Source organism: Postechiella marina, from assembly GCF_039538365.1.
In the GTDB taxonomy this organism is placed as follows: domain Bacteria; phylum Bacteroidota; class Bacteroidia; order Flavobacteriales; family Flavobacteriaceae; genus Postechiella; species Postechiella marina.
On the sequence record NZ_BAABCA010000008.1, the window covers coordinates 143,604 to 163,100 of the forward strand.

Consider the following 19,497-nt stretch of genomic DNA (forward strand, 5'->3'; position numbering starts at 1 on the left):
ATTATGAAAAAGTACTTTTTGTTTTTAACAGTTCTTTGTTTTCATTTTTATACTTACGCCCAACAAGATGCTTGGGTTTATTTTATAGATAAACCTAATGTTTCCGCATCTATAGCTAACCCTACAACTATACTTACTCAAAAAGCAATAGATAGAAAGTCGCGTCATAATATTACTATAGATGCTAGAGATGTGCCTGTAAACGAAAGCTATATTGCACAGTTAAAAATGCAAACAGGTATAACAGTTTATGCTAAATCTAAATGGTTTAATGCTGTACATGTTCGTGGTAGCGAGACTAATATAAAAGCACTTATTAATTTAGCTTTTGTTAATCAAATAGAGTTTGCAGACAAAAGTATTAATACAAGTAAGCCTTTTAAAGACAAGGCAATTTCAAAATTAGAATCGGTATCTACTACTTATAATTACGGTAATGCTTTAAATCAAATAGAAATGTTTAATGGAGACAAACTGCATGCTTTAAATTATACCGGTACAGGCGTTACAGTTGCAGTTTTAGACGCAGGTTTTCCTAAAGTAAATACCATGTCTGCTTTTGCCAAGTTACGAAATGAAGGGCGCCTTTTAAACGATTACGATTTTGTAAATAGAGATAACGACGTTTACACAAACACAACAAGTAATCATGGTACTTTGGTGTTAAGCGATATGGCAGCATACATAGAAAATCAGTTTGTTGGTACTGCTCCAAACGCATCTTATTATTTGTTTATTACGGAAGATGCAACCTCAGAAAACCCTGTAGAAGAAAGTTATTGGGTTGAAGCAGCAGAGCGTGCCGATAGTTTAGGAGTAGATATTATTAACACATCTTTAGGCTATAAAGATTATGGACCAACATATTCTAGTTATACGTATTCCGATTCAGAATTAGATGGAAAGACTGCTTATATAACAAAAGGAGCAAATATAGCTTTTGAAAAAGGTATAATGTTGGTTGTATCTGCAGGTAATTCTGGAAACGATGGAGTAGGTGCACCTGCCGATTCTCAATACGTTTTATCTATTGGAGCTGTAAAAGCTTCAGGCGATTACGCTACTTTTAGTTCTGTAGGAAGTGCAATTCAACCTTCGCAAAAACCAGATGTGGTAGCGCAAGGCCAAGCAAGTTATGTTATAACAGAAAACGATGTAATTACTACAGCAAATGGTACATCTTTTAGTTCTCCTATTCTGGCTGGAGGTATTGCCTGTTTAATGCAAGCGCTTCCAAATAGCACCAATGCAGAAATTATGGAGTTAGTTAAGGCTTCTGCTTCGTTATATACCACACCAAATTATCAATTAGGGTATGGTATTCCAGATTTAGATAAAGCGCTAAGTTCTGCATTGTCTAGCACAGACGCAACAGATGTTATAGATAATGTTAAATTATATCCTAACCCCTCGCAAGAGTTTGTTTTTATTGATTTGCCCAATTTAAAAGCAGAAGCTAATATTCGTTTTTATGATGTTTTAGGCAAACTGGTTCTTAACCATACTGTAAATCAAGAATTGAATAAAATAGATGTTTTAAATCTCTCTTTGGGGTTGTATATTGTGAAAATAGAATCTTCAAAAAAATCAATCACTTTAAAGTTTATAAAAGATTAATGGGAAATAGAATTACTGAGTTATTTAAAATTAAATACCCTATTATTCAAGGCGGAATGATTTGGAATAGTGGTTGGCGTTTAGCCTCTGCAGCAAGTAATGCAGGTGCTTTAGGGTTAATAGGTGCTGGTTCTATGTATCCAAAGGTGTTACGCGAGCATATTCAAAAATGTAAAAAAGCAACAAACAAACCGTTTGGTGTTAATGTACCTATGCTATATCCTAATATTCAAGAGGTAATGGATATTATAATAGAAGAAGAGGTAAGTATTGTTTTTACTTCTGCTGGAAACCCCAAAACTTGGACTACTTGGTTAAAAGAACGTGGTGTTACGGTTGTACATGTTGTTAGTAGTTTAAAATTTGCTTTAAAAGCCCAAGAAGCAGGTGTAGATGCTGTTGTTGCAGAAGGCTTTGAAGCTGGCGGACATAACGGAAGAGACGAAACAACAACTTTAACACTTATACCCATAGTTAAAGAGCATATTAAAATTCCGTTAATAGCAGCAGGAGGTATAGCTACTGGTAAAGCTATGTTAGCAACCATGATTTTAGGTGCCGATGGTGTACAAATGGGATCTAGGTTTGTCGCTAGTACAGAAAGTTCTGCTCATACCGCTTTTAAAGAAGTTGTTGTTAAAGCAAAAGAAGGAGATACGCAATTAACTTTAAAAGAATTGGCGCCAGTAAGACTGGTTAAAAATAAATTTTACAACGACATACAAGAGCTTTATAAAACATCGCCAACGATAGACGAATTAAAGATTTTATTAGGTAGAGCTCGTGCAAAAAAAGGTATGTTTGAAGGCGATTTAGAGCATGGTGAATTAGAAATAGGTCAAGTATCTGGTTTAATTCACGATATAAAACCAGTAGCTCAAATTATAGAAGATGTTGTGGTTGAATTTGAAAAGGCTAAAATGGATATGTCTAACTTATAATATGATATATAAAAATGAATAAAGAAAATTTTAGGCATACCGTACTTTTTTGGTTAAAAGAGCCAGAAAACCAAACCTATAGAAGTGCTTTTGAAGCATCGTTAAAACGTTTTATAGAAAGCTCTAAATATGTTCAAAATAAACATATAGGCGTTCCTGCTAAAACCAACAGAGCGGTTATAGATGCAACTTATACTTATTGTTTGTCTGTTAGTTTCTTGTCTAAAGAAGATCAAGATAAATATCAAGACGAGCCTGCTCATTTAAAATTTATTGAAGAGTCTAGTAAATTATGGCGTAAAGTTGTGGTTTACGATTCAGATTTAATTTAATATTGAACCGATAGGTATGTTAATTATTTTTCTTTTTAAAATGATTAAAAAAGAAAAATTGAATAGCAGTAAAATGTTATAGTTATAAACTATTTTTGCACGATGCAATTAAAGGATTATACAAAAGAATTTAAATACAATTGGCAATTGGCTTCTCCTGTTATGTTAGGGATGCTGGGACATACATTTGTTAGTTTTGTAGATAATATAATGGTAGGTCAATTGGGCACAGCACAACTAGCTGCGGTGTCTTTGGGCAATAGTTTTATGTTTATAGCCATGTCTTTAGGTATTGGTTTTTCTACAGCTATTACGCCACTAATTGCAGAGGCAGATACAGCCGAAGATTTTGCAAAAGGCAAATCTGTTTTTAAGCATGGCTTGTTTCTATGTACTGTTTTAGGGATTTTACTATTTTCATTAATACTATTAGCTAAACCATTAATGTATTTAATGGAGCAACCTATAGAGGTTGTAGAGTTGGCTATACCGTATTTAGATTTGGTTGCTTTTTCGTTAATTCCTTTAGTTGTTTTTCAAGGTATTAAGCAGTTTAGCGATGGTATGTCTATGACTAAGGCGCCTATGTATGCTACTATATTGGCTAATGTTATAAACGTTGGGCTTAATTATGTTCTTATTTTCGGGAAATTTGGTTTTCCTGAACTTGGTATTGTAGGTGCTGCTTATGGTACACTTGTTTCTAGACTGGTTATGGTTGCTCATTTATGGTTTGTTTTAAAGGGTAAAGAAAAATCTAAAGCATTTGTTACAAATATTAAGTTTTTTGTTTTAGATAAATTGATGCTTAAAAAGTTGCTAAGCCTTGGTTTTCCTAGTGCTATGCAAATGTTTTTTGAGGTTGCTATTTTTACTGCTGCTATTTGGTTAAGTGGTTTACTAGGTAAAAATGCACAGGCAGCTAACCAAATAGCGCTTAACTTGAGTTCTATGGCGTTTATGGTTGCCATGGGCTTAAGTGTTGCTGCTATGGTTAGGGTAGGAAACCAAAAAGGCTTAAAGCAGTATTTTGAATTGCGCAGAATTGCTTTTTCAATATTTTTATTTGGTGTTATTCTTGCTATTGGTTTTGCTATTTTGTTTTTTCTTTTTAATAAAGAGTTGCCAAAACTCTACTTAGACTCTGATGATATAGAAAATGCAATAGATAATAAGGAAGTGATGGCTATTGCGTCTAAATTACTACTTGTGGCAGCTATATTTCAAATAAGTGATAGTATACAAGTACTGGTTTTAGGAGCTTTACGTGGTTTGCAAGATGTTAAAATACCTATGGTTTTAGTGTTTGTGTCTTATTGGATTGTTGGTTTTCCAGTAAGTTGGTTTTTAGGTAAAGAAGAGGCGTATGGTAGTTTTGGTATTTGGTTAGGTTTACTAGCGGGACTTACTACTGCTTCAGTTTTATTATATATTAGATTTAATTATTTAACTAAAAGATTAATTTTGTCTAGCGAGAAATAGTGGACAATAAAAAAGATATTAAATGAGTTTACCAAAATTTATATTAGGAGATAATACAGAATACCCTAATGCTATATATGTGATACATACAGATTTTCCAAGGTTTATTATTAATTTGGAAAATGATGAGGTTGAGTGGTTTGAAGATTTTAGTGCAGATGATAAAGCTGAATTGGAAACCGAAACAGAAAATGCTATTAAGGAGGCTACCGATTTTTATGATAGTGAAATAGCTAAATACGACGAATAATTTGCGTTAGGGATTGCAATGAAAAGCCCACAGAGAGGTACGAGCGAGGACTTGTAATGTAAAGCCCGACCCAAAGGGAAACGCCCAAAATATTTAATATGATAGAAGAGTTAGTACAATACGATATCGAATTATTTTTGTTTTTAAATAATCTAGGGTCTGAAACATGGGATACCCTATGGTTAGTTATTACCAGTAAATTTACTTTTATACCATTATATGTGTTGCTTTTGTTCTTACTTTATAAAAAATATGGCGCAAAATCTATGTTGATTTTTGTATTGGTTGTAGCCTGCATGATAACTTTTACAGACCAAATAACAAATGTTTTTAAGCGTGGTTTTGAGCGCATGAGACCATGCGGAGAACCAGGTGTTATGGAGCATATGCGTATGGTAACCTCGTATTGTGGTAAGTATGGTTTCTTTTCTGGGCATGCATCAAACTCTATGGCAGCTGGAGTTTTTGCTGGTTTAATGCTTAGGCCATATTATAAAAACTTAGTGTTTTTATTAGTTTTTTGGAGCTCGGTTGTAGCTTACAGCAGAATTTATGTTGGTAAGCATTACCCTCTAGATATTGTTTGTGGTATGACCTTTGGCGCACTTTCTGGTTTTGCGTTTTATAAGCTAGCTAAGTATCTTTTAAAAAAATACATAAAAGATTAATGTATTATTTTGCTAAAATTAAATGTTATAAATTTTATTTTTTATGGCATAAATAACTAAACCAATTCTATTTTTAACTTGTAATTTATAAAATAAACTGTCTCTATAGCCATCTATAGTTTTAGGACTTAAAAACATTTTTTCTGCAATTTCTTTATAGGTTAGTTCTGTGCATACATGTTTTATAAACTCTATTTCTCTTTCTTTTAGGTTATTCTGGTTGTTTTTATATTCTGGATTTAGCGAGTTTATAAGTATGTTTGTTACGTTTTGGGTATGGTAAAAGCCTTTATTTATTACATCGAACAAGGCAGTTTCTAATATGTCTTTTTCTACATCTTTTAGTAAATAACCTTTGGCTCCTGCTTTTAGCATTTTAATAATAATGTCTTCGCTTTCTTCTACAGATAGAGCTATAACTTTTATGTTTGGGTAGTTGTTTTTTAAAAACAAAGTGGTTTCTATACCATTCATAATAGGCATATTTATGTCCATTAATACAATATCTGGTTTTTTTGCATTAGCTTTTAGTTTGTTAATTAATTCTTGGCCATTGCTACATAAATAGCTAACATTAAAATGGTTAAAAGAGTTTACCAGACTGCTTATAGCCTGCGATAGCAATAGGTGGTCTTCAACTATAACTACAGAGTGTGTTTCCATTTTACATTATTTATAATTGTACGATATGTATAGTTTTGTTCCTATGTTTAATTCAGATTCTATTTTAATATCTGCATTAATTAGTTGAGCTCTTTTTTTTATGTTTGTTAAGCCTATACCATTGTATTTTGCTTTGTTTTCTATACCAAAGCCTTTACCGTTATCTGCTGCGCAAATGCTTAACCCTTTATTGTTATAGTTAATTATAACCCTTAATTTGCTTGCATTTGCATGTTTTATAGTGTTAGAAAAAAACTCTTGAAGTATTCTAAAAACTGTAAGTTCTATTTTAGAATCCATCGTTTTTTTTTCTCCATTTATTTCTAAATTTGCCTCAATATATTTTAATCTATTAAAGCGATCTATTTCTAGTTTTAAAGCCTCTACTAAAGTCGTGTTTTTTAAAGCTTCGGGATTAATGGATTTAGATAGAGTTCTTATTTCTTTTAATCCTTTATCTAATGATATTTTAGCGTCATTAATATCGCTAGAGCTTTGCAATTGTATTTTGGCTAAGGTTATAAGTTGACCAATATTATCGTGTAATTCCCAACTTATGTTTCTAAAGGTTTCTTCCCTTACTTCTATTTGCATTTTAGAAATTTCTTGTTCAAAACGTTCTTCAGATTCTTTTTGGTTTAAAAGCAGTAAGTTTTTACGTCTCTGAAAAATAACAAATAAAGCAATAACAATAATACATAGAAAAACTAATGTACCAACTGCGACTAATATTGCTTGTCCTTCTCGCTCCATATAAAGCCTATTATAAAACAAATATTCATGGTTATACTTAAACAACTCTCTGTTATAGAGATACTTTCAAAATTAGGGATTTCGTGATAGTAATTACGCATAATTCTAGTTGGAATTTTGCCAAAATGATATAATAGTAAACCTATGCTAATCCAAAATAATAAATTCTTATTGATATTAAGCACTTTATTGGAGTTTAATATTTCTGAAAAATAAAAGACTATACTAAGTATTAGTAATACTGCTGCAACTATAAAGGGGATGGTAATGGATTGTTTTAAATAGTTTTGATAATACATATTACCAAAAAATGAAATAATAAATATAAACCAGAAGTATTTTATTAGTTTTTTATGAATTGAATTTTTTACATAGGTTTTATAAAGTATAAACAAAAATGAAAAATTGATTAAATGATAAATATTATATATTATAACGTTGTTTATAATGCCATTTTGTTTTAAAAAATAGGCTATAAACTCGTTTAAAACTACATACCAAATTAATACAAGAAAGTATTTTAGGCAGGTGTGTTTATATTTATATAAATAAACGGTACCAATAATTGCTGTAATAAGTTCTATGTACTTTATGGAGCTTCTTAAATTTAAATATATAAATTCAATATCTATCATTATTCGAATGGTGGTGGAGACATTTCTCCTTCATTTTTTATTACACTTGTTCTCCTTGCTGCAGCAGTGGTTAAAGTACTACTAGTAAAAAGGTTAAAGCTGCCTTTTTGTGTGTTTGTTTTAAAATATGGTTGTGTTCGTTTTTGATTTTGTTCTAGCATTAGGCTTGGAATTGCTACTAATTTTCCTTTTATAGGGTTGCTCTCATCGGTGTATTCAATGTAAAAAGGAATGTTGTCCATGTTTGGATATTTAGAACCAGATTTAGATGTCTTCATGGTAGGAGCCATAAACAACGTTTGCTGATTAGGAAAACGTTTTGATTGACTTTTTTGAGAATATGCTCCGTAATAAAAGCGTATACCTGTAATGTCGTATGCGGGATTTTCTCTTTGTACTTTTTCTATATAGGCTATATATTCTTTCATTTCTTCTAAAGAATACCAAACAAACTTAGTGTCTTGAAAATTTGGGTTTTCATATATTTTTTGCAGATAAGGGGCTACATATTCAGATCTGCTTTTGCTATAAGCATTATATAAATTTATACTTTTCTCTACATCTATAATATTTTTGGGTGCAGTATAGTCTTTGTCTTTTTTGTCTTCTTTAACAGAAGCTGTTTTTTCTTTTTTGGTGCATGCTAAAGCAATTACCATTACAAATATGGTTAGTATTGTAATGTTGTAAATTTTTTTAGTTTTCATAATGGGTTAGTGTTGATTATCTTACAAAGTTAAAGGATATATTAACATGAATTACATAAAGTAGAAGTAGTTGAATTTTATTAAAGCTACTATATGTTGTAAATCAACTGTTTAGTTTTGTGTTCTAAAGGTATTCACCACCCAAAAAGGGTGTTTTTCCCCATATTAATTTTCTTTATAGCGAATAAAATTTAGGCGTATTAAAATTGACAAAACAAATCTTAATACTTTTAAAGTGATTGATTAATAGGTGTTTGTGTTTTGTTGGCTTGATTAAAATAAGAAGCTTTAACGCGCTTATTTTAAATTCAATAAAAATTCGGCTGCAGCAAACGGTGTTGTTTGGTTATTTTCTATAAGCTGAATTTGATTTTTTAAAGCTTCTTTTATTTCTAATGCATTAAAAAAATCAGATTTCAATTGATTTTCTATAGTTTGAATAAGCCAAAACTTGTTTTGATCATTTCTTTTTGTCTTAAAAAAACCATTTTTAGTAGTAATATCTATGTACTCTAAAATAATTTTCCAAATATTATCTATACCTTCATTTTGTAAAGCGCTACATGTTGCTACTCTTGGTTGCCAGTTCGAAGATTTAGTAGGGTAGAGGTGCAACGCTCTATTAAATTCAACTTTAGCTAATTTAGCTTTGCTTAGGTTATCTCCGTCTGCTTTGTTAATTACAATAGTGTCTGCCATTTCTATAATGCCACGTTTAATGCCTTGTAATTCGTCGCCAGCACCTGCAAGTTTTAAAAGTAAAAAGAAATCTACCATGCTGTGTACGGTTGTTTCACTTTGACCCACGCCAACAGTTTCTATAAGAATGACATCAAAACCAGCAGCTTCACATAAAATAATAGTTTCGCGAGTTTTTCTGGCAACGCCACCTAAAGAACTTCCTGATGCCGATGGACGAATAAAAGCATTTTCATCCTTTACCAAATCTTCCATTCTAGTTTTATCTCCTAAAATACTCCCTTTAGTAATAGAGCTACTTGGGTCTATGGCTAGTACAGCAATACGTTTACCTATAGCTGTTAAATGTTTACCAAAGGTTTCTATAAATGTGCTTTTACCAACTCCCGGTACACCTGTTATGCCTATTCTAATAGATTTATTGGCGTGTGGTAAACATTGCTTAATAATGTTATTTGCTGTTTCTTGATGTTTCAGACTTGTACTTTCTACTAAAGTAATAGCTCTGCTTAATGCTGTTATATTTTTTTTTAATATGTTAGATACTAAGTCTTCTGGATTTATTTGTTTTTTACGTCTATTTTTAATTGTTTTTATAGACGACGCGTTGGTAATTTCTGAGATAGAAACACCTTCTTTTTCATTTAAAGCAGTTTTGTTTGTTTTCGGCATAGCCTGTCACGATTTTAAAAGAAATACGTGAATGTTTATTCTAATTTACAAATTATTTTATAGCTACTTAAAAATAAGAATAAATATTTATTTTAAAGGCACTGTAACTTTTACATTATCCCAAGCCATAGTTAAGCTTAAATTATCGGTAGAGTTATCAAAGGCAATTGTAAATTGTTCTACCGTATTATTAATATGCTCTACAGGCACTACCAAATTAGCAGCATCAAACTTTGGATCGCGCATAGGGTTCATTTCTAAATCTACACCCCAAGTATATTGTTTTTTATTAAAAATAACATTCCAGCTGGTATCGTTAGGTATGGTCCAAAGGGTATATTTACCAGCTTTTAAAGAGTCGTTTCCTATTTTTAAGTCTTTATTAGTTTCAAAAGTTGTAGCTTCGTTTGCACCTGTTCTCCAAACTTTATTAAAAGGTACTAATGCTCCAAAAACCTCGCGTCCTTTTTTAGAAGGTCTGTTGTAAAATACTTCAAGCTTTAGCTTATTTAATTTAAACTCCACTGTGTCTTTAGGGCTTAGTCTTTTAGAAAATATGTTATTTCCAAAATAAGAATAAGCAAACATAGCAATGGCAACAACCAATAAAACAGTTATAGTTCGCTTTAAAAAGGTATTCATAAGAGAGGTTTTTTTAAGGCTGTAAAGATACTTTAATTCGTATTAGTTTATAAGATTGAAACGTATATTTATTTAGCTTTGTTATAATAGGTTTAAAAAAAAATAAACTTTTTGCAACACTTTGTTTTTTTAATCGTCTTTTAAAAAGAACTAACTATTACCAAAAGTAAAATAAGTATGTTTCAAGTTGACATTATCGAAAAATGTAAACAAAACAATCGAAAAGCGCAATTGCAGTTATACAACCAGTACTGCAACGGGATGTATATTGTTGCTAAACGATTTTTGAAAGATACTGCTGATGCAGAAGATGTGGTGCAAGAAGCTTTTTTAAAGGCCTTTACTAAGCTACATCAATATAACGCAGAAGTAACTTTTGGTGCATGGTTAAAACGTATTGTTATTAATAAAAGTATTGATTTAATCAAATCGAAAAAACAAGAACTTATTGAGCTAGAAGAGGTACACCTCAAGGTTATTGATACCGATTATAATAACAAATGGTTAGTAGACGACGCTATAACATTAAACGATGTAAAAAAGGCGATTAATAAATTACCCGATAAATACCAATATGTTGTGATGCTTTATTTAATAGAAGGTTACGATCATCAAGAGATATCAGAGATTTTAAATATTTCTGTAATAGCATCTCGAACACAATTATCGAGAGGGAAAAGTAAATTACAAGAACTGTTAATACAAAAACAAAATGGCACAGGATATTAGAGACTTATTTAAAAACGATAATATGTTGGAAGATACAATGCCAGTAAATCATCAAGATCGTTTTTTAGAAAAGTTAAATACTGCTTTACCAAAGCAACAAAAAAAGACATTTAGTTGGTTGCAAATTGCAGCTAGTTTATTGCTGTTAATTGGGTTGAGTTTTGGAGCTTATAAATACTTTAACCTAAATGTAAATAATAGTATACCTGTTAAAGTAGCAGATGTAACAGCTATAGAAACAAAAACATTAGGAGATGTATCTCCAGGTTTAAAAAAGGTTGAAGACTATTACCTTGCAAATATTAATTTAGAATTGGCTAAAATGAAACCTACTGCCGAAACTAAAGATTTATTTGATGGTTATTTAGAACAGCTAAATGGGCTTAATACAGAATATAAGCGCCTATCTGAAGAATTAACAGCGTCTGGTCCAAACGAATTAATGGTAAATGCCCTTATTGATAATTTAAAAATGCGTCTCAACTTATTATACCGTTTACGAGAGCAAGCAGCTACATTAGGTAAAGGAGGCAAAAATTCATCAAAATCAATTTAAAAAATCAAAAAATGAACACGTCAATTATATTTAAAATTAAATTATGCATGCTGTGCCTATTAATAACAACATGTGTAGTGGCTCAACAAAAGCTTACTAAGTTAGAGCAAAGTATTAAGGTTAATAAAGATATTACTATAGATTTAAATACAAGTTATTGCAATGTGGTACTCGATACATGGAATAAAAACTCGGTACAAATAGAGGCTTATATAGAAGGCGAAGGGGTAAGTAATGAAGCGCTTCAAGAAGCTATAAAATCGTGGCAAGTAGATGTAGATGGTTCTTTAAATGAAGTAGCCATAAATGCTAACGGAAGCTCGAGAAAAGTTTGGTCGAATAATAGCGATGATGGCGATTTAATAACCATTGTTTTAGATGAGTTAAAATATGAGTTAGCAGATTTACCAGATGTAATAATGGAAAATTTAGATTTTAATAACGAAATACCAAATTTACCAAAACCTCCCAAAGCACAAGCACCAATGTTACCAGAAGCACCAGAATTACCAGCTTTACCAGAGGGAATGGGTGCCATAGATTTTGATTATGAAGCTTATAGAAAAGATGGAGAAAAGTATATGGAAAAGTATACAAAGCAGTTTGAATCTAGGTTTGGAAAAGATTTTGAAAAGAAGATGGAAACTTGGGGAGAAAGTTTTGGAAAAAAAATGGAAGCTTGGGGAAAAAGCATAGAAGAGAATTTTAATAGTAAAGCATTTGAAGATAAAATGGAAGCTTGGGGCGAACGTTTTGAGCATCAAATGGAGCAACATGCAGAGCGAAGAGAAGCACATGCAGAACGCATGAACGCTATACAAGAACAAGCTGAAGCACGAGCAGAGCAAATAAAAAACAGAAAAAAATTACTAGAAAAACGACGTGTTAAAATAGGTGAGTTTATTGGAGATGAATTAGATTCTAAAATAAAGAAAACCATTATAATTAAAATACCTAAAGATGCCAACCTTAAGGTTAATGTAAAATATGGCGAATTAAAATTAGCTTCGAATATTAGTAATCTAGAAGCCAATTTATCGCATGCCAAATTTAAAGCTTATAGCATTAGTGGGAGTTCTACTTCCATTAATGCTTCCTATTCTCCTGTAGCAGTTAAGCACTGGAATTTGGGCGAACTAAATTTAAATTATGTAGATCAGGCGCAATTAAGCGATGTTAAACAATTGGTTTTAAACTCTAACGCATCAAATATAGATATTAAAAATCTTAGCACTAGTGCAGTGGTAAATGGTAGTATTGGTAATTTAAATATAGATAAGATAGATGATGATTTTAATCATTTAAGCATCATTTTAGAAAATAGCGATACAGTTATTCGTTTACCAGAAGTAGAATATAATTTACATTACAATGGTAAGGCTACTCATTTTAGTCACCCAGAAAAAACTACAGACGATGCATCTAATTCTTTTTCAAAAACTGCTTCAAACACCAATAAAACTATTGTAATAAATGCCAAGTACAGCCATGTTACCATGAAAAATAGCTTGTAGTTAGTCTTTTATAATAGTAATAATTTTTTTGTGGGAGTGGTAAAAATCAAAAGGAATTAAATTCTACTTTTTCTGCCTCTACTTATAAGTTTGTATTCTTCATAGCATTCGCTAATGGCATCTAGTATTTGTAAATCGTTAGCAGTTTGTATAAAACCTTTAGAGTAGTTACATTGGCTTACCATTTCGTCTAAATCAACTCTATCTACATTTAATAGGGCTGTTAGCATTTCTCTATCAAAGCGAGATGCTAATAAATTTCTAATTTCATCATCCTGCTTCATCTTTTTTAGTTTCTTTAACTCGTTGGGTTTTTTGCCAAACATACGGTGTAAAAAATCTGCAGGGTTAAAAATAGAGCCTAATATTTTATTAATGGCAGTAGGTTTTCCTGCTTCGTAACCAGAACTTGGTAATCCAGAAATACTATATCTAGCATTATTGTTGTTAACAGGTACTTGTTTTATATCTACTTCTAAATAACCCGTAAGTCTTAAATCGTTTATAACAATTTCTTCTAGAGCCAAAGCTAATTCTGTAAGTTCTATTTTAGAACTTCCAAATTTTAACCAGTCGTTAGTAACTCTAACTTTTATAGATTTAAACCCTAAATAAGATAGGTGTAACGTGTCGTTAACCTTTGCAGATATTTCAAACTCACCTTTACTGTTTGTAGAGGTTCCTATAACTTGGTTAAGGTTAACAATGTTTACACTTTCTAGTGGCTTATCGTCAGACGAGTTTATTATAACCCCTAATACACTTTCGTTATCTTGTGCATAAGTTGCAAAGCACGTAAGTAATAAGGTAAAAAGGATTATAATTTTTTTCATCATACTAAAGTGAATACTTTTTATTAGTCTATAAAAATACTAAACATTACGCCAATAAAAGCTTTAATACTTTTTTTTGACTTAAAATTAACAAAAAAATAGATTCTTGTACAACAAGAATCTATTTTATATAAACTTTTAAAATACTAGGTGTCAATGTTTTTATTAGCGTCTAGAACGTCTAGGTCTAGAAGATCCCGATCCAGACTCAGAACGTCTAGATTTAGAGAATGAATCTCCACCGCTACGTCTTTCGCTTCTATTTCCAAATCCACCACGTCTATCATCACGTTTTCCGCCACCGCGTTTATCGTCACGTCTTCTTCCGCCACCTCCGCGTCTGTCGTTACGTCTTCCGCCACCTCCGCGGTTTTCAGATATTTCAACATTTACAAAACGCCCTTCGTGCTTATAATCTGTAAAGAATGCTAATACTTTTTCTTGTTGTTCTTTTTCAGTATTAAAGAAAGAGAAACTATCTTTTACTTCTACTTTAAATACATCATCTCTACCAAGCTCTAACACTTCTTTTAAGAAATCTTTAAGCTTCATCCAATCAAAACCATCTTTGCTACCAACGTTAATAAAGTAACGGGCAGAATCAGAGTTTTTACTAAAATCGCGTCCACCATCTCTATCTCTAGAATCGGCCGATACATTTAAGTTTTTAGATTTTTGGTAATAGTTATAGAAACGTGTAAACTCTACAGAGAAGAATTTTTTAATTAATTCGTCTTTAGTAGTATCTTCAAACATTTCGTTAATGCTTGTAAGGTATTTATCAATTTCATGATTTACCTCTGTATTATGAATTTTATTGGCAAGCGACATTAATTGCACTTCGCAAATTTCCATTCCGTCAGGAATTTCTTTTTTATCAAACTGCTTTTTAATAATACGTTCTATACTTTTTATTTTTCTAACCTCACTCTTAGATACTATAACCATAGAAACACCTGTTTTACCAGCACGTCCTGTACGTCCAGAACGGTGTGTGTATGTTTCAATTTCGTCTGGTAATTGGTAGTTTATTACGTGTGTAATATCGTCAACATCAATACCACGAGCAGCAACATCTGTAGCTACAAGCATTTGTATTTGTTTTTTTCTAAACGATGTCATTACTAAATCACGTTGGTTTTGGCTTAAATCGCCATGTAAAGCACCAGCGCTATACCCATCTTCTATAAGTAGTTCTGCTACTTTTTGAGTGTCGCGTTTAGTTCTACAAAAAATAACAGAAAAAATATCTGGGTTAGCATCTGCCAAACGTTTTAACGCTTGGTAACGGTCTCTGGCATTAACTAAATAATACTCGTGCGATACGTTTTTGCTACCTTCATTTTTATGTCCAACCGTAATTTCTTGAGGGTTGTGCATGTAGTTTTTTGCTATAGCAGCAACCTCTCTAGGCATAGTTGCAGAAAATAACCATGTGTTTTTGTCTTCTGGAGTATGCGAAAGAATATCAGATATATCTTCTTTAAAGCCCATGTTTAACATCTCATCGGCCTCATCTAAAACAGAATATTGAATTTTAGAGATGTCTACTAAACGTCTGCTAATCATATCTTTCATACGTCCAGGCGTAGCCACTATAATTTGTGCGCCTCTTTTTACAGCTCTAGCTTGGTCTGTAATGCTAGAGCCACCATAAATAGCAACAACATTTAAACCTTTACAATACTTACCGTATTGTTTCATTTCGTTAGTAATTTGTAAACAAAGCTCTCTAGTAGGCGATAAAATTAAACCTTGTGTAGTTCTGCTATTTACATCAATTTTTTCTAACATAGGGAAACCAAAAGCAGCTGTTTTACCAGTACCTGTTTGGGCTAAAGCCACTAAGTCTGTTTCGGTTTCTAATAAAATAGGTATTGCTTTTTCTTGTACCTCACTTGGTTTTTCAAAACCTAAATCTGTAATTGCTTGTAATAGGTCATCATTAAGACCCAATTCTTGGAATGTGCTCATTCTTGTATAAGTATTCGATTATGTTATGTAGTGTTACATAAAGAAGCGAATCGACATACTTAACCTTAAACTTCTAGTAACACATCCTCTCTCTGAGGAATCTAACCCGACTATTTTCGGGTTTCAGTCGGCAAATATACGTATTTATTTTAACATTATCATTTTGGGCGTTTTAACACGCTTTCTGCTATATCTTTTTTATGCTAATTATGCCAATAAAGTTAGCATTAAAATATTAAATTTAGTCTTTTATTTAAAAGCAGTTGTACATAAAAAAGGATGACGCATCAATCGTTAACGCGCTAACCAATAATGGTGTTTATTGCATTAAACATATGTTTTTATTAAAAACTATATTATAAATTTAATAAAAACGACGTGTCCAAATATGAGAATTGTTTTATATTTGAAACTCATTATAACTAAACTTTTAAATTAAAGATGAAATATTTATTAATTCCCTTTATAGCTTTTTTTGTATCCTGTGGTTCTAAAGTAGAAAGCCAACAAGAAAAAAGCGAAGAGAAACCAAGCAAAGGTTTTCCAATGGTAATGCCTCACGAAAAACCAAATATTAAACTTAGTCATGCATTAGAGCGTAATTACGATGCTTACATGGGTGTACAGCCAAAGTATAACGAGCTGTATTCTCAGTTTAAATATACACCATTAAAAGGATTAGATTACAGTAACCATGATGGTACTATAACGCGTAGAGACCCATCAAAAGTAATATTTGAAAACGGTAAATATTACGTTTGGTATACCTACAGACATACAAAAACACCACCACAAGGAGCAGATAAAAGTACAGAAGAAATTCCTTCAAGCGATTGGGATTTATGCGACATTTGGTATGCTACAAGTACAGATGGTTTTACCTGGGAAGAGCAAGGCGTAGCAGTGCCAAGACCAGAAAAACCTAATGTAGGTTGGCGTTCTGTATCTACCACAGATATTTTAAAATGGAAAGGTAAATACTATTTATACTACCAAGGCTTTATGGAAGCTAGCGGAAAACGTGGAGACGATTGTCCTGTAGCTGTATCATACTCAGATTCTCCAGATGGACCATGGACACCATACAACAAAATTGTAATTCCTAATGGAGGAGAAGGACAATGGGATCAGTTCTCAATTCACGACCCATATCCGTTAGTTTACAAAGGCAAAATATATTTATATTATAAATCAGATTCAGGTAAAAAAGGCGATTGGGTAAGAATGCAAGGTTTAGCAACTGCCGATAATCCTTTAGGACCCTTTACAAAATATGCTCAAAATCCAGTAATTAACTCTGGACACGAAACCACTTTGTTTCCTTTTAAAGAAGGTATTGCTGCTCTTGTAATTAGAGACGGAAACGAGCATAATACAGTGCAATATGCCAAAGATGGTATTAATTTTGACATCGCATCAATAACAGAACTTATGCCAAATGCTGGTGGGCCATTTATTCCAGATGCCTTTACAGATACTAAAGACGGTAGAGGTATAACATGGGGAATATCGCATTTTACATCTGTAAATGGATGGAAAACAAACCACTCTATTCTTACTAGATTCGACTGCGATTTAAGTCAAGATTTAAACGATCCTGCTATGAAACGTGCGCATACCTACTATAAACCAGAGCATTATTTTAAACATGGTTTAAATGGCGAGCAACGTAAAAGAATTAAAGCAGAAAACCATAAACTTCATAATAACTAATAAAACGTTTATAGCTTTAATTTAAAGCTTGTATATATAAAGTATATATAATAAAAATAAGATTTACTTCTGTTTAATGGTCTTGTTTTTAGTGTTTTATATTGTTTAATGGTGTTGTTCTAGCTTAAAGAGTTAGAACAACACTTTTTTTTTGTACCGACCATTTGCGTTCCAAAAAAAATCAATCTGTTCCTGCGTTTTTTCATGTCGTTTGTAATTTTATAATCTCGAATTATGGTTTATTCAAGATTATAAAATTTAATTATTTAGATGAAAAAAGTATTACTATTAAGTACCATTATTTTAGTTAGCTTACAACTAGCAGCTCAATCTACTAAAAAGCCTAACATTTTATGGATAATAACAGACGACCACCGTGCCGATGCTGTTGAGGTTTTTAATAAAGCTACAAGTGGTAAAAAAGAAAGTAAGCTGGGTTACGTAAGCTCTCCAAACATTAATAAGTTAGCTAAAGAAGGTACCTTATTTGTTAACGCCTTTTGTAATTCTCCTGCTTGTGCACCATCTAGAGCTTCTATGATGACTGGGCAATACCCACATCATAATGGTATTGTTGGTTTCGAAATAGGACATAACCGTAATTCTCAAAATAAAGATTTATTACCTGAAGCTTTAAAAAAAGTAGGTTACGGTACGTCTATATATGGTAAGTTTGGTTACCGTTTAATGGCTTGGAACGATAAAAAGAAAGTGCCAACTTTTGATAGTCCTGGATATTACGATCACGAGCTAAATGCTAAAAAAGATTTAGCTCTTAAGGGGTTTACAGATTTTTCTAAAGGCAATGAGTATAAGAAAGGTGAAAAACCAGTGTCTTACGAAGGCTATATTTATCCTGGAGAGGATGAAATGAGAATCTATCCAGAAAAACAAGATAAGGCCTCGAAAGAAGCTAAACGTAACTTTGATAATAAGCAACAAGTTTTAAGAGCGTATACACGTAAAAATACCAATATGATTATTGGAGGCGAAAGTACAAAACCTGCTTTTGAAACTTTTGATGGTTATATTTTAAAAGAATTTCAAAATTATTTAAAACATCCTAATAAAACATTTAAAACCTACTCTGGTCGATCTGTAAATGGACCAAAAACTACAGAGCCACAATTTTTAAGTTTAAATTTTCATTTGCCACATACACCAGTTTTGCCTCCTAAATCGTTTAGAGATGCCTTTAAAACAAAAAAATATGTTGTGCCAGATTTTAATAAAAAAATGGAGCATAAAAGTTTACCTCCGCAGTTATTAAAATTATATCAAGCAGGTAAAATAGATGAGTTAACTAACGAAGAAAAACATCAAGCCATAAGCGATTATTATGCGTTTTGTGCTTATGCCGATGCGCTAATAGGTAAAGCTATTAACGATTTTAAGGCTTACAATAAAAAACATAATCAAGAATATGTTATTATTTTAACTGTTGGCGACCATGGTTGGCATTTAGGAGAGCAAGGTATAGAAACAAAATTTGGTCCTTACGAAACCTCAAATAGAGGTGCTATGGTTTTGGCAGGTTCTAACATTTCAAAATATCCTAAAAACATAGTTTCTAAAGATTTTGTAGAGTATGTAGATATTTATGCTACTGCACTATCTGCTGCAAATGTAGATATTTCTAAAAATGCTTATAAGCATCTAGATGGTTTTGATATGACCAAAATAGCGAAAGGCAAAGGCGTAAAACGAGATTATGTTTTAGGTGAAATGAATCATGTTTACGGACCAAGAGCTTACATTCGAGGAAAAGATTTTGCGTTCTCTATGCGTATAAAAGAGAAAAATAGTAAACCAGGGAAACAAGTACCTCCAGGAACGGGTTTAGAATGGGCAAGAAATGAATCGTTAGAAAAGGTTGAAGCTGTCTTATTCGATTTAAGATTAGATCCAACCGAGAAAAACAATGTTGCTCTGCAAAAAGATTATCAAAAATTATCTGAATGGTTTAGAAAAAAACTAACCAATATCGTTTTAGGAGACGGTCGGGTAGAAATAGACTGGAGTAAACTTAACGCCTATGCTATTAGTAATTTTGCTTTGGGTGCAGATGATAAACGATTGGATATTCCAAAGAAAATTATTCCAAAGAATTAAAAACT

The 19,497-nt window shown here is 31.9% G+C and carries 18 protein-coding genes; 11 read left to right on the forward strand and 7 right to left on the reverse strand.

The window, feature by feature from the left end; genetic code table 11:
- Positions 1 to 3: 3 nt before the first annotated feature.
- From ABD715_RS17190 to ABD715_RS17215, 6 genes are all read left to right on the forward strand, one after another.
- On the forward strand, positions 4 to 1,617 hold the full coding sequence (locus tag ABD715_RS17190; protein ID WP_344789578.1) for a S8 family serine peptidase: 1,614 nt from the start codon (positions 4 to 6) through the stop codon (positions 1,615 to 1,617).
- Complete coding sequence (locus tag ABD715_RS17195) at positions 1,617 to 2,558, forward strand: NAD(P)H-dependent flavin oxidoreductase (protein ID WP_344789579.1); 942 nt, start codon at positions 1,617 to 1,619, stop codon at positions 2,556 to 2,558. Before ABD715_RS17190 ends, ABD715_RS17195 begins: the two co-directional genes overlap by 1 nt.
- Positions 2,559 to 2,572: 14 nt before the next feature.
- The gene (locus ABD715_RS17200) at positions 2,573 to 2,890 is read left to right on the forward strand and encodes a Dabb family protein (RefSeq protein ID WP_344789580.1); all 318 of its coding nucleotides are present in this window, start codon (positions 2,573 to 2,575) and stop codon (positions 2,888 to 2,890) included.
- 102 nt (positions 2,891 to 2,992) lie between these two features.
- Positions 2,993 to 4,372: an MATE family efflux transporter gene (locus tag ABD715_RS17205; RefSeq protein WP_344789581.1), complete on the forward strand. Its 1,380-nt coding sequence runs from the start codon at positions 2,993 to 2,995 to the stop codon at positions 4,370 to 4,372.
- Between the two features lie 22 nt (positions 4,373 to 4,394).
- The gene (locus ABD715_RS17210) at positions 4,395 to 4,622 is read left to right on the forward strand and encodes a hypothetical protein (protein ID WP_344789582.1); all 228 of its coding nucleotides are present in this window, start codon (positions 4,395 to 4,397) and stop codon (positions 4,620 to 4,622) included.
- 98 nt (positions 4,623 to 4,720) lie between these two features.
- Positions 4,721 to 5,290, forward strand: coding sequence for a phosphatase PAP2 family protein (locus ABD715_RS17215; protein ID WP_344789583.1), 570 nt, complete (start codon positions 4,721 to 4,723; stop codon positions 5,288 to 5,290).
- Positions 5,291 to 5,308: 18 nt separating this feature from the next.
- Here the strand turns inward: ABD715_RS17215 and ABD715_RS17220 are convergent, their stop codons facing one another.
- The 5 genes from ABD715_RS17220 to ABD715_RS17240 all read right to left on the reverse strand — a co-directional run bounded on the left by ABD715_RS17220 (position 5,309) and on the right by ABD715_RS17240 (position 10,061).
- Complete coding sequence (locus ABD715_RS17220; protein WP_344789584.1) at positions 5,309 to 5,953, reverse strand: response regulator; 645 nt, start codon at positions 5,951 to 5,953, stop codon at positions 5,309 to 5,311.
- A gap of 6 nt (positions 5,954 to 5,959) precedes the next feature.
- Positions 5,960 to 6,706: a sensor histidine kinase gene (locus tag ABD715_RS17225; protein WP_344789585.1), complete on the reverse strand. Its 747-nt coding sequence runs from the start codon at positions 6,704 to 6,706 to the stop codon at positions 5,960 to 5,962.
- Between the two features lie 634 nt (positions 6,707 to 7,340).
- Positions 7,341 to 8,048, reverse strand: a complete 708-nt coding sequence (locus ABD715_RS17230) for a hypothetical protein (protein ID WP_344789586.1) — start codon at positions 8,046 to 8,048, stop codon at positions 7,341 to 7,343.
- A 297-nt stretch (positions 8,049 to 8,345) separates the two neighbouring features.
- Entirely contained in the window at positions 8,346 to 9,419 is a 1,074-nt protein-coding gene (meaB, locus tag ABD715_RS17235; RefSeq protein ID WP_344789587.1) for a methylmalonyl Co-A mutase-associated GTPase MeaB, read from the reverse strand.
- A gap of 87 nt (positions 9,420 to 9,506) precedes the next feature.
- The gene (locus tag ABD715_RS17240) at positions 9,507 to 10,061 is read right to left on the reverse strand and encodes a DUF2911 domain-containing protein (RefSeq protein WP_344789588.1); all 555 of its coding nucleotides are present in this window, start codon (positions 10,059 to 10,061) and stop codon (positions 9,507 to 9,509) included.
- A 177-nt stretch (positions 10,062 to 10,238) separates the two neighbouring features.
- On the opposite strand from ABD715_RS17240, the gene ABD715_RS17245 reads away from it, so the two are divergent.
- The 3 genes from ABD715_RS17245 to ABD715_RS17255 all read left to right on the forward strand — a co-directional run bounded on the left by ABD715_RS17245 (position 10,239) and on the right by ABD715_RS17255 (position 12,860).
- Complete coding sequence (locus tag ABD715_RS17245; RefSeq protein ID WP_344789589.1) at positions 10,239 to 10,790, forward strand: RNA polymerase sigma factor; 552 nt, start codon at positions 10,239 to 10,241, stop codon at positions 10,788 to 10,790.
- Positions 10,774 to 11,346, forward strand: coding sequence for a hypothetical protein (locus ABD715_RS17250; RefSeq protein WP_344789590.1), 573 nt, complete (start codon positions 10,774 to 10,776; stop codon positions 11,344 to 11,346). Before ABD715_RS17245 ends, ABD715_RS17250 begins: the two co-directional genes overlap by 17 nt.
- A 77-nt stretch (positions 11,347 to 11,423) precedes the next feature.
- On the forward strand, positions 11,424 to 12,860 hold the full coding sequence (locus ABD715_RS17255; protein ID WP_344789591.1) for a DUF2884 family protein: 1,437 nt from the start codon (positions 11,424 to 11,426) through the stop codon (positions 12,858 to 12,860).
- A gap of 56 nt (positions 12,861 to 12,916) precedes the next feature.
- Here ABD715_RS17255 and ABD715_RS17260 read toward each other — a convergent pair whose 3' ends face one another.
- Both ABD715_RS17260 and ABD715_RS17265 read right to left on the reverse strand, forming a co-directional pair.
- Positions 12,917 to 13,693, reverse strand: a complete 777-nt coding sequence (locus tag ABD715_RS17260) for a carboxypeptidase-like regulatory domain-containing protein (protein WP_344789635.1) — start codon at positions 13,691 to 13,693, stop codon at positions 12,917 to 12,919.
- Between the two features lie 165 nt (positions 13,694 to 13,858).
- Entirely contained in the window at positions 13,859 to 15,667 is a 1,809-nt protein-coding gene (locus ABD715_RS17265; RefSeq protein ID WP_344789592.1) for a DEAD/DEAH box helicase, read from the reverse strand.
- 441 nt (positions 15,668 to 16,108) lie between these two features.
- On the opposite strand from ABD715_RS17265, the gene ABD715_RS17270 reads away from it, so the two are divergent.
- Positions 16,109 to 17,380 carry a glycoside hydrolase family 117 protein gene (locus tag ABD715_RS17270; RefSeq protein ID WP_344789593.1) on the forward strand — a complete coding sequence of 424 codons (1,272 nt, stop codon included), beginning with the start codon at positions 16,109 to 16,111 and terminating at the stop codon, positions 17,378 to 17,380.
- Positions 17,381 to 17,650: 270 nt separating this feature from the next.
- Positions 17,651 to 19,492, forward strand: a complete 1,842-nt coding sequence (locus tag ABD715_RS17275) for a sulfatase-like hydrolase/transferase (protein ID WP_344789594.1) — start codon at positions 17,651 to 17,653, stop codon at positions 19,490 to 19,492.
- Positions 19,493 to 19,497: the final 5 nt, after the last annotated feature.

What these genes read in the sequence shown, in the direction of transcription:
- ABD715_RS17190 (WP_344789578.1), top strand. Translation starts at nt 4, where the DNA reads ATGAAAAAGTACTTTTTGTTTTTAACAGTTCTTTGTTTTCATTTTTAT.
- ABD715_RS17195 (WP_344789579.1), top strand. Translation starts at nt 1,617, where the DNA reads ATGGGAAATAGAATTACTGAGTTATTTAAAATTAAATACCCTATTATT.
- ABD715_RS17200 (WP_344789580.1), top strand. Translation starts at nt 2,573, where the DNA reads ATGAATAAAGAAAATTTTAGGCATACCGTACTTTTTTGGTTAAAAGAG.
- ABD715_RS17205 (WP_344789581.1), top strand. Translation starts at nt 2,993, where the DNA reads ATGCAATTAAAGGATTATACAAAAGAATTTAAATACAATTGGCAATTG.
- ABD715_RS17210 (WP_344789582.1), top strand. Translation starts at nt 4,395, where the DNA reads ATGAGTTTACCAAAATTTATATTAGGAGATAATACAGAATACCCTAAT.
- ABD715_RS17215 (WP_344789583.1), top strand. Translation starts at nt 4,721, where the DNA reads ATGATAGAAGAGTTAGTACAATACGATATCGAATTATTTTTGTTTTTA.
- ABD715_RS17220 (WP_344789584.1), bottom strand. Translation starts at nt 5,953, where the DNA reads ATGGAAACACACTCTGTAGTTATAGTTGAAGACCACCTATTGCTATCG.
- ABD715_RS17225 (WP_344789585.1), bottom strand. Translation starts at nt 6,706, where the DNA reads ATGGAGCGAGAAGGACAAGCAATATTAGTCGCAGTTGGTACATTAGTT.
- ABD715_RS17230 (WP_344789586.1), bottom strand. Translation starts at nt 8,048, where the DNA reads ATGAAAACTAAAAAAATTTACAACATTACAATACTAACCATATTTGTA.
- meaB (WP_344789587.1), bottom strand. Translation starts at nt 9,419, where the DNA reads ATGCCGAAAACAAACAAAACTGCTTTAAATGAAAAAGAAGGTGTTTCT.
- ABD715_RS17240 (WP_344789588.1), bottom strand. Translation starts at nt 10,061, where the DNA reads ATGAATACCTTTTTAAAGCGAACTATAACTGTTTTATTGGTTGTTGCC.
- ABD715_RS17245 (WP_344789589.1), top strand. Translation starts at nt 10,239, where the DNA reads ATGTTTCAAGTTGACATTATCGAAAAATGTAAACAAAACAATCGAAAA.
- ABD715_RS17250 (WP_344789590.1), top strand. Translation starts at nt 10,774, where the DNA reads ATGGCACAGGATATTAGAGACTTATTTAAAAACGATAATATGTTGGAA.
- ABD715_RS17260 (WP_344789635.1), bottom strand. Translation starts at nt 13,693, where the DNA reads ATGAAAAAAATTATAATCCTTTTTACCTTATTACTTACGTGCTTTGCA.
- ABD715_RS17265 (WP_344789592.1), bottom strand. Translation starts at nt 15,667, where the DNA reads ATGAGCACATTCCAAGAATTGGGTCTTAATGATGACCTATTACAAGCA.
- ABD715_RS17270 (WP_344789593.1), top strand. Translation starts at nt 16,109, where the DNA reads ATGAAATATTTATTAATTCCCTTTATAGCTTTTTTTGTATCCTGTGGT.
- ABD715_RS17275 (WP_344789594.1), top strand. Translation starts at nt 17,651, where the DNA reads ATGAAAAAAGTATTACTATTAAGTACCATTATTTTAGTTAGCTTACAA.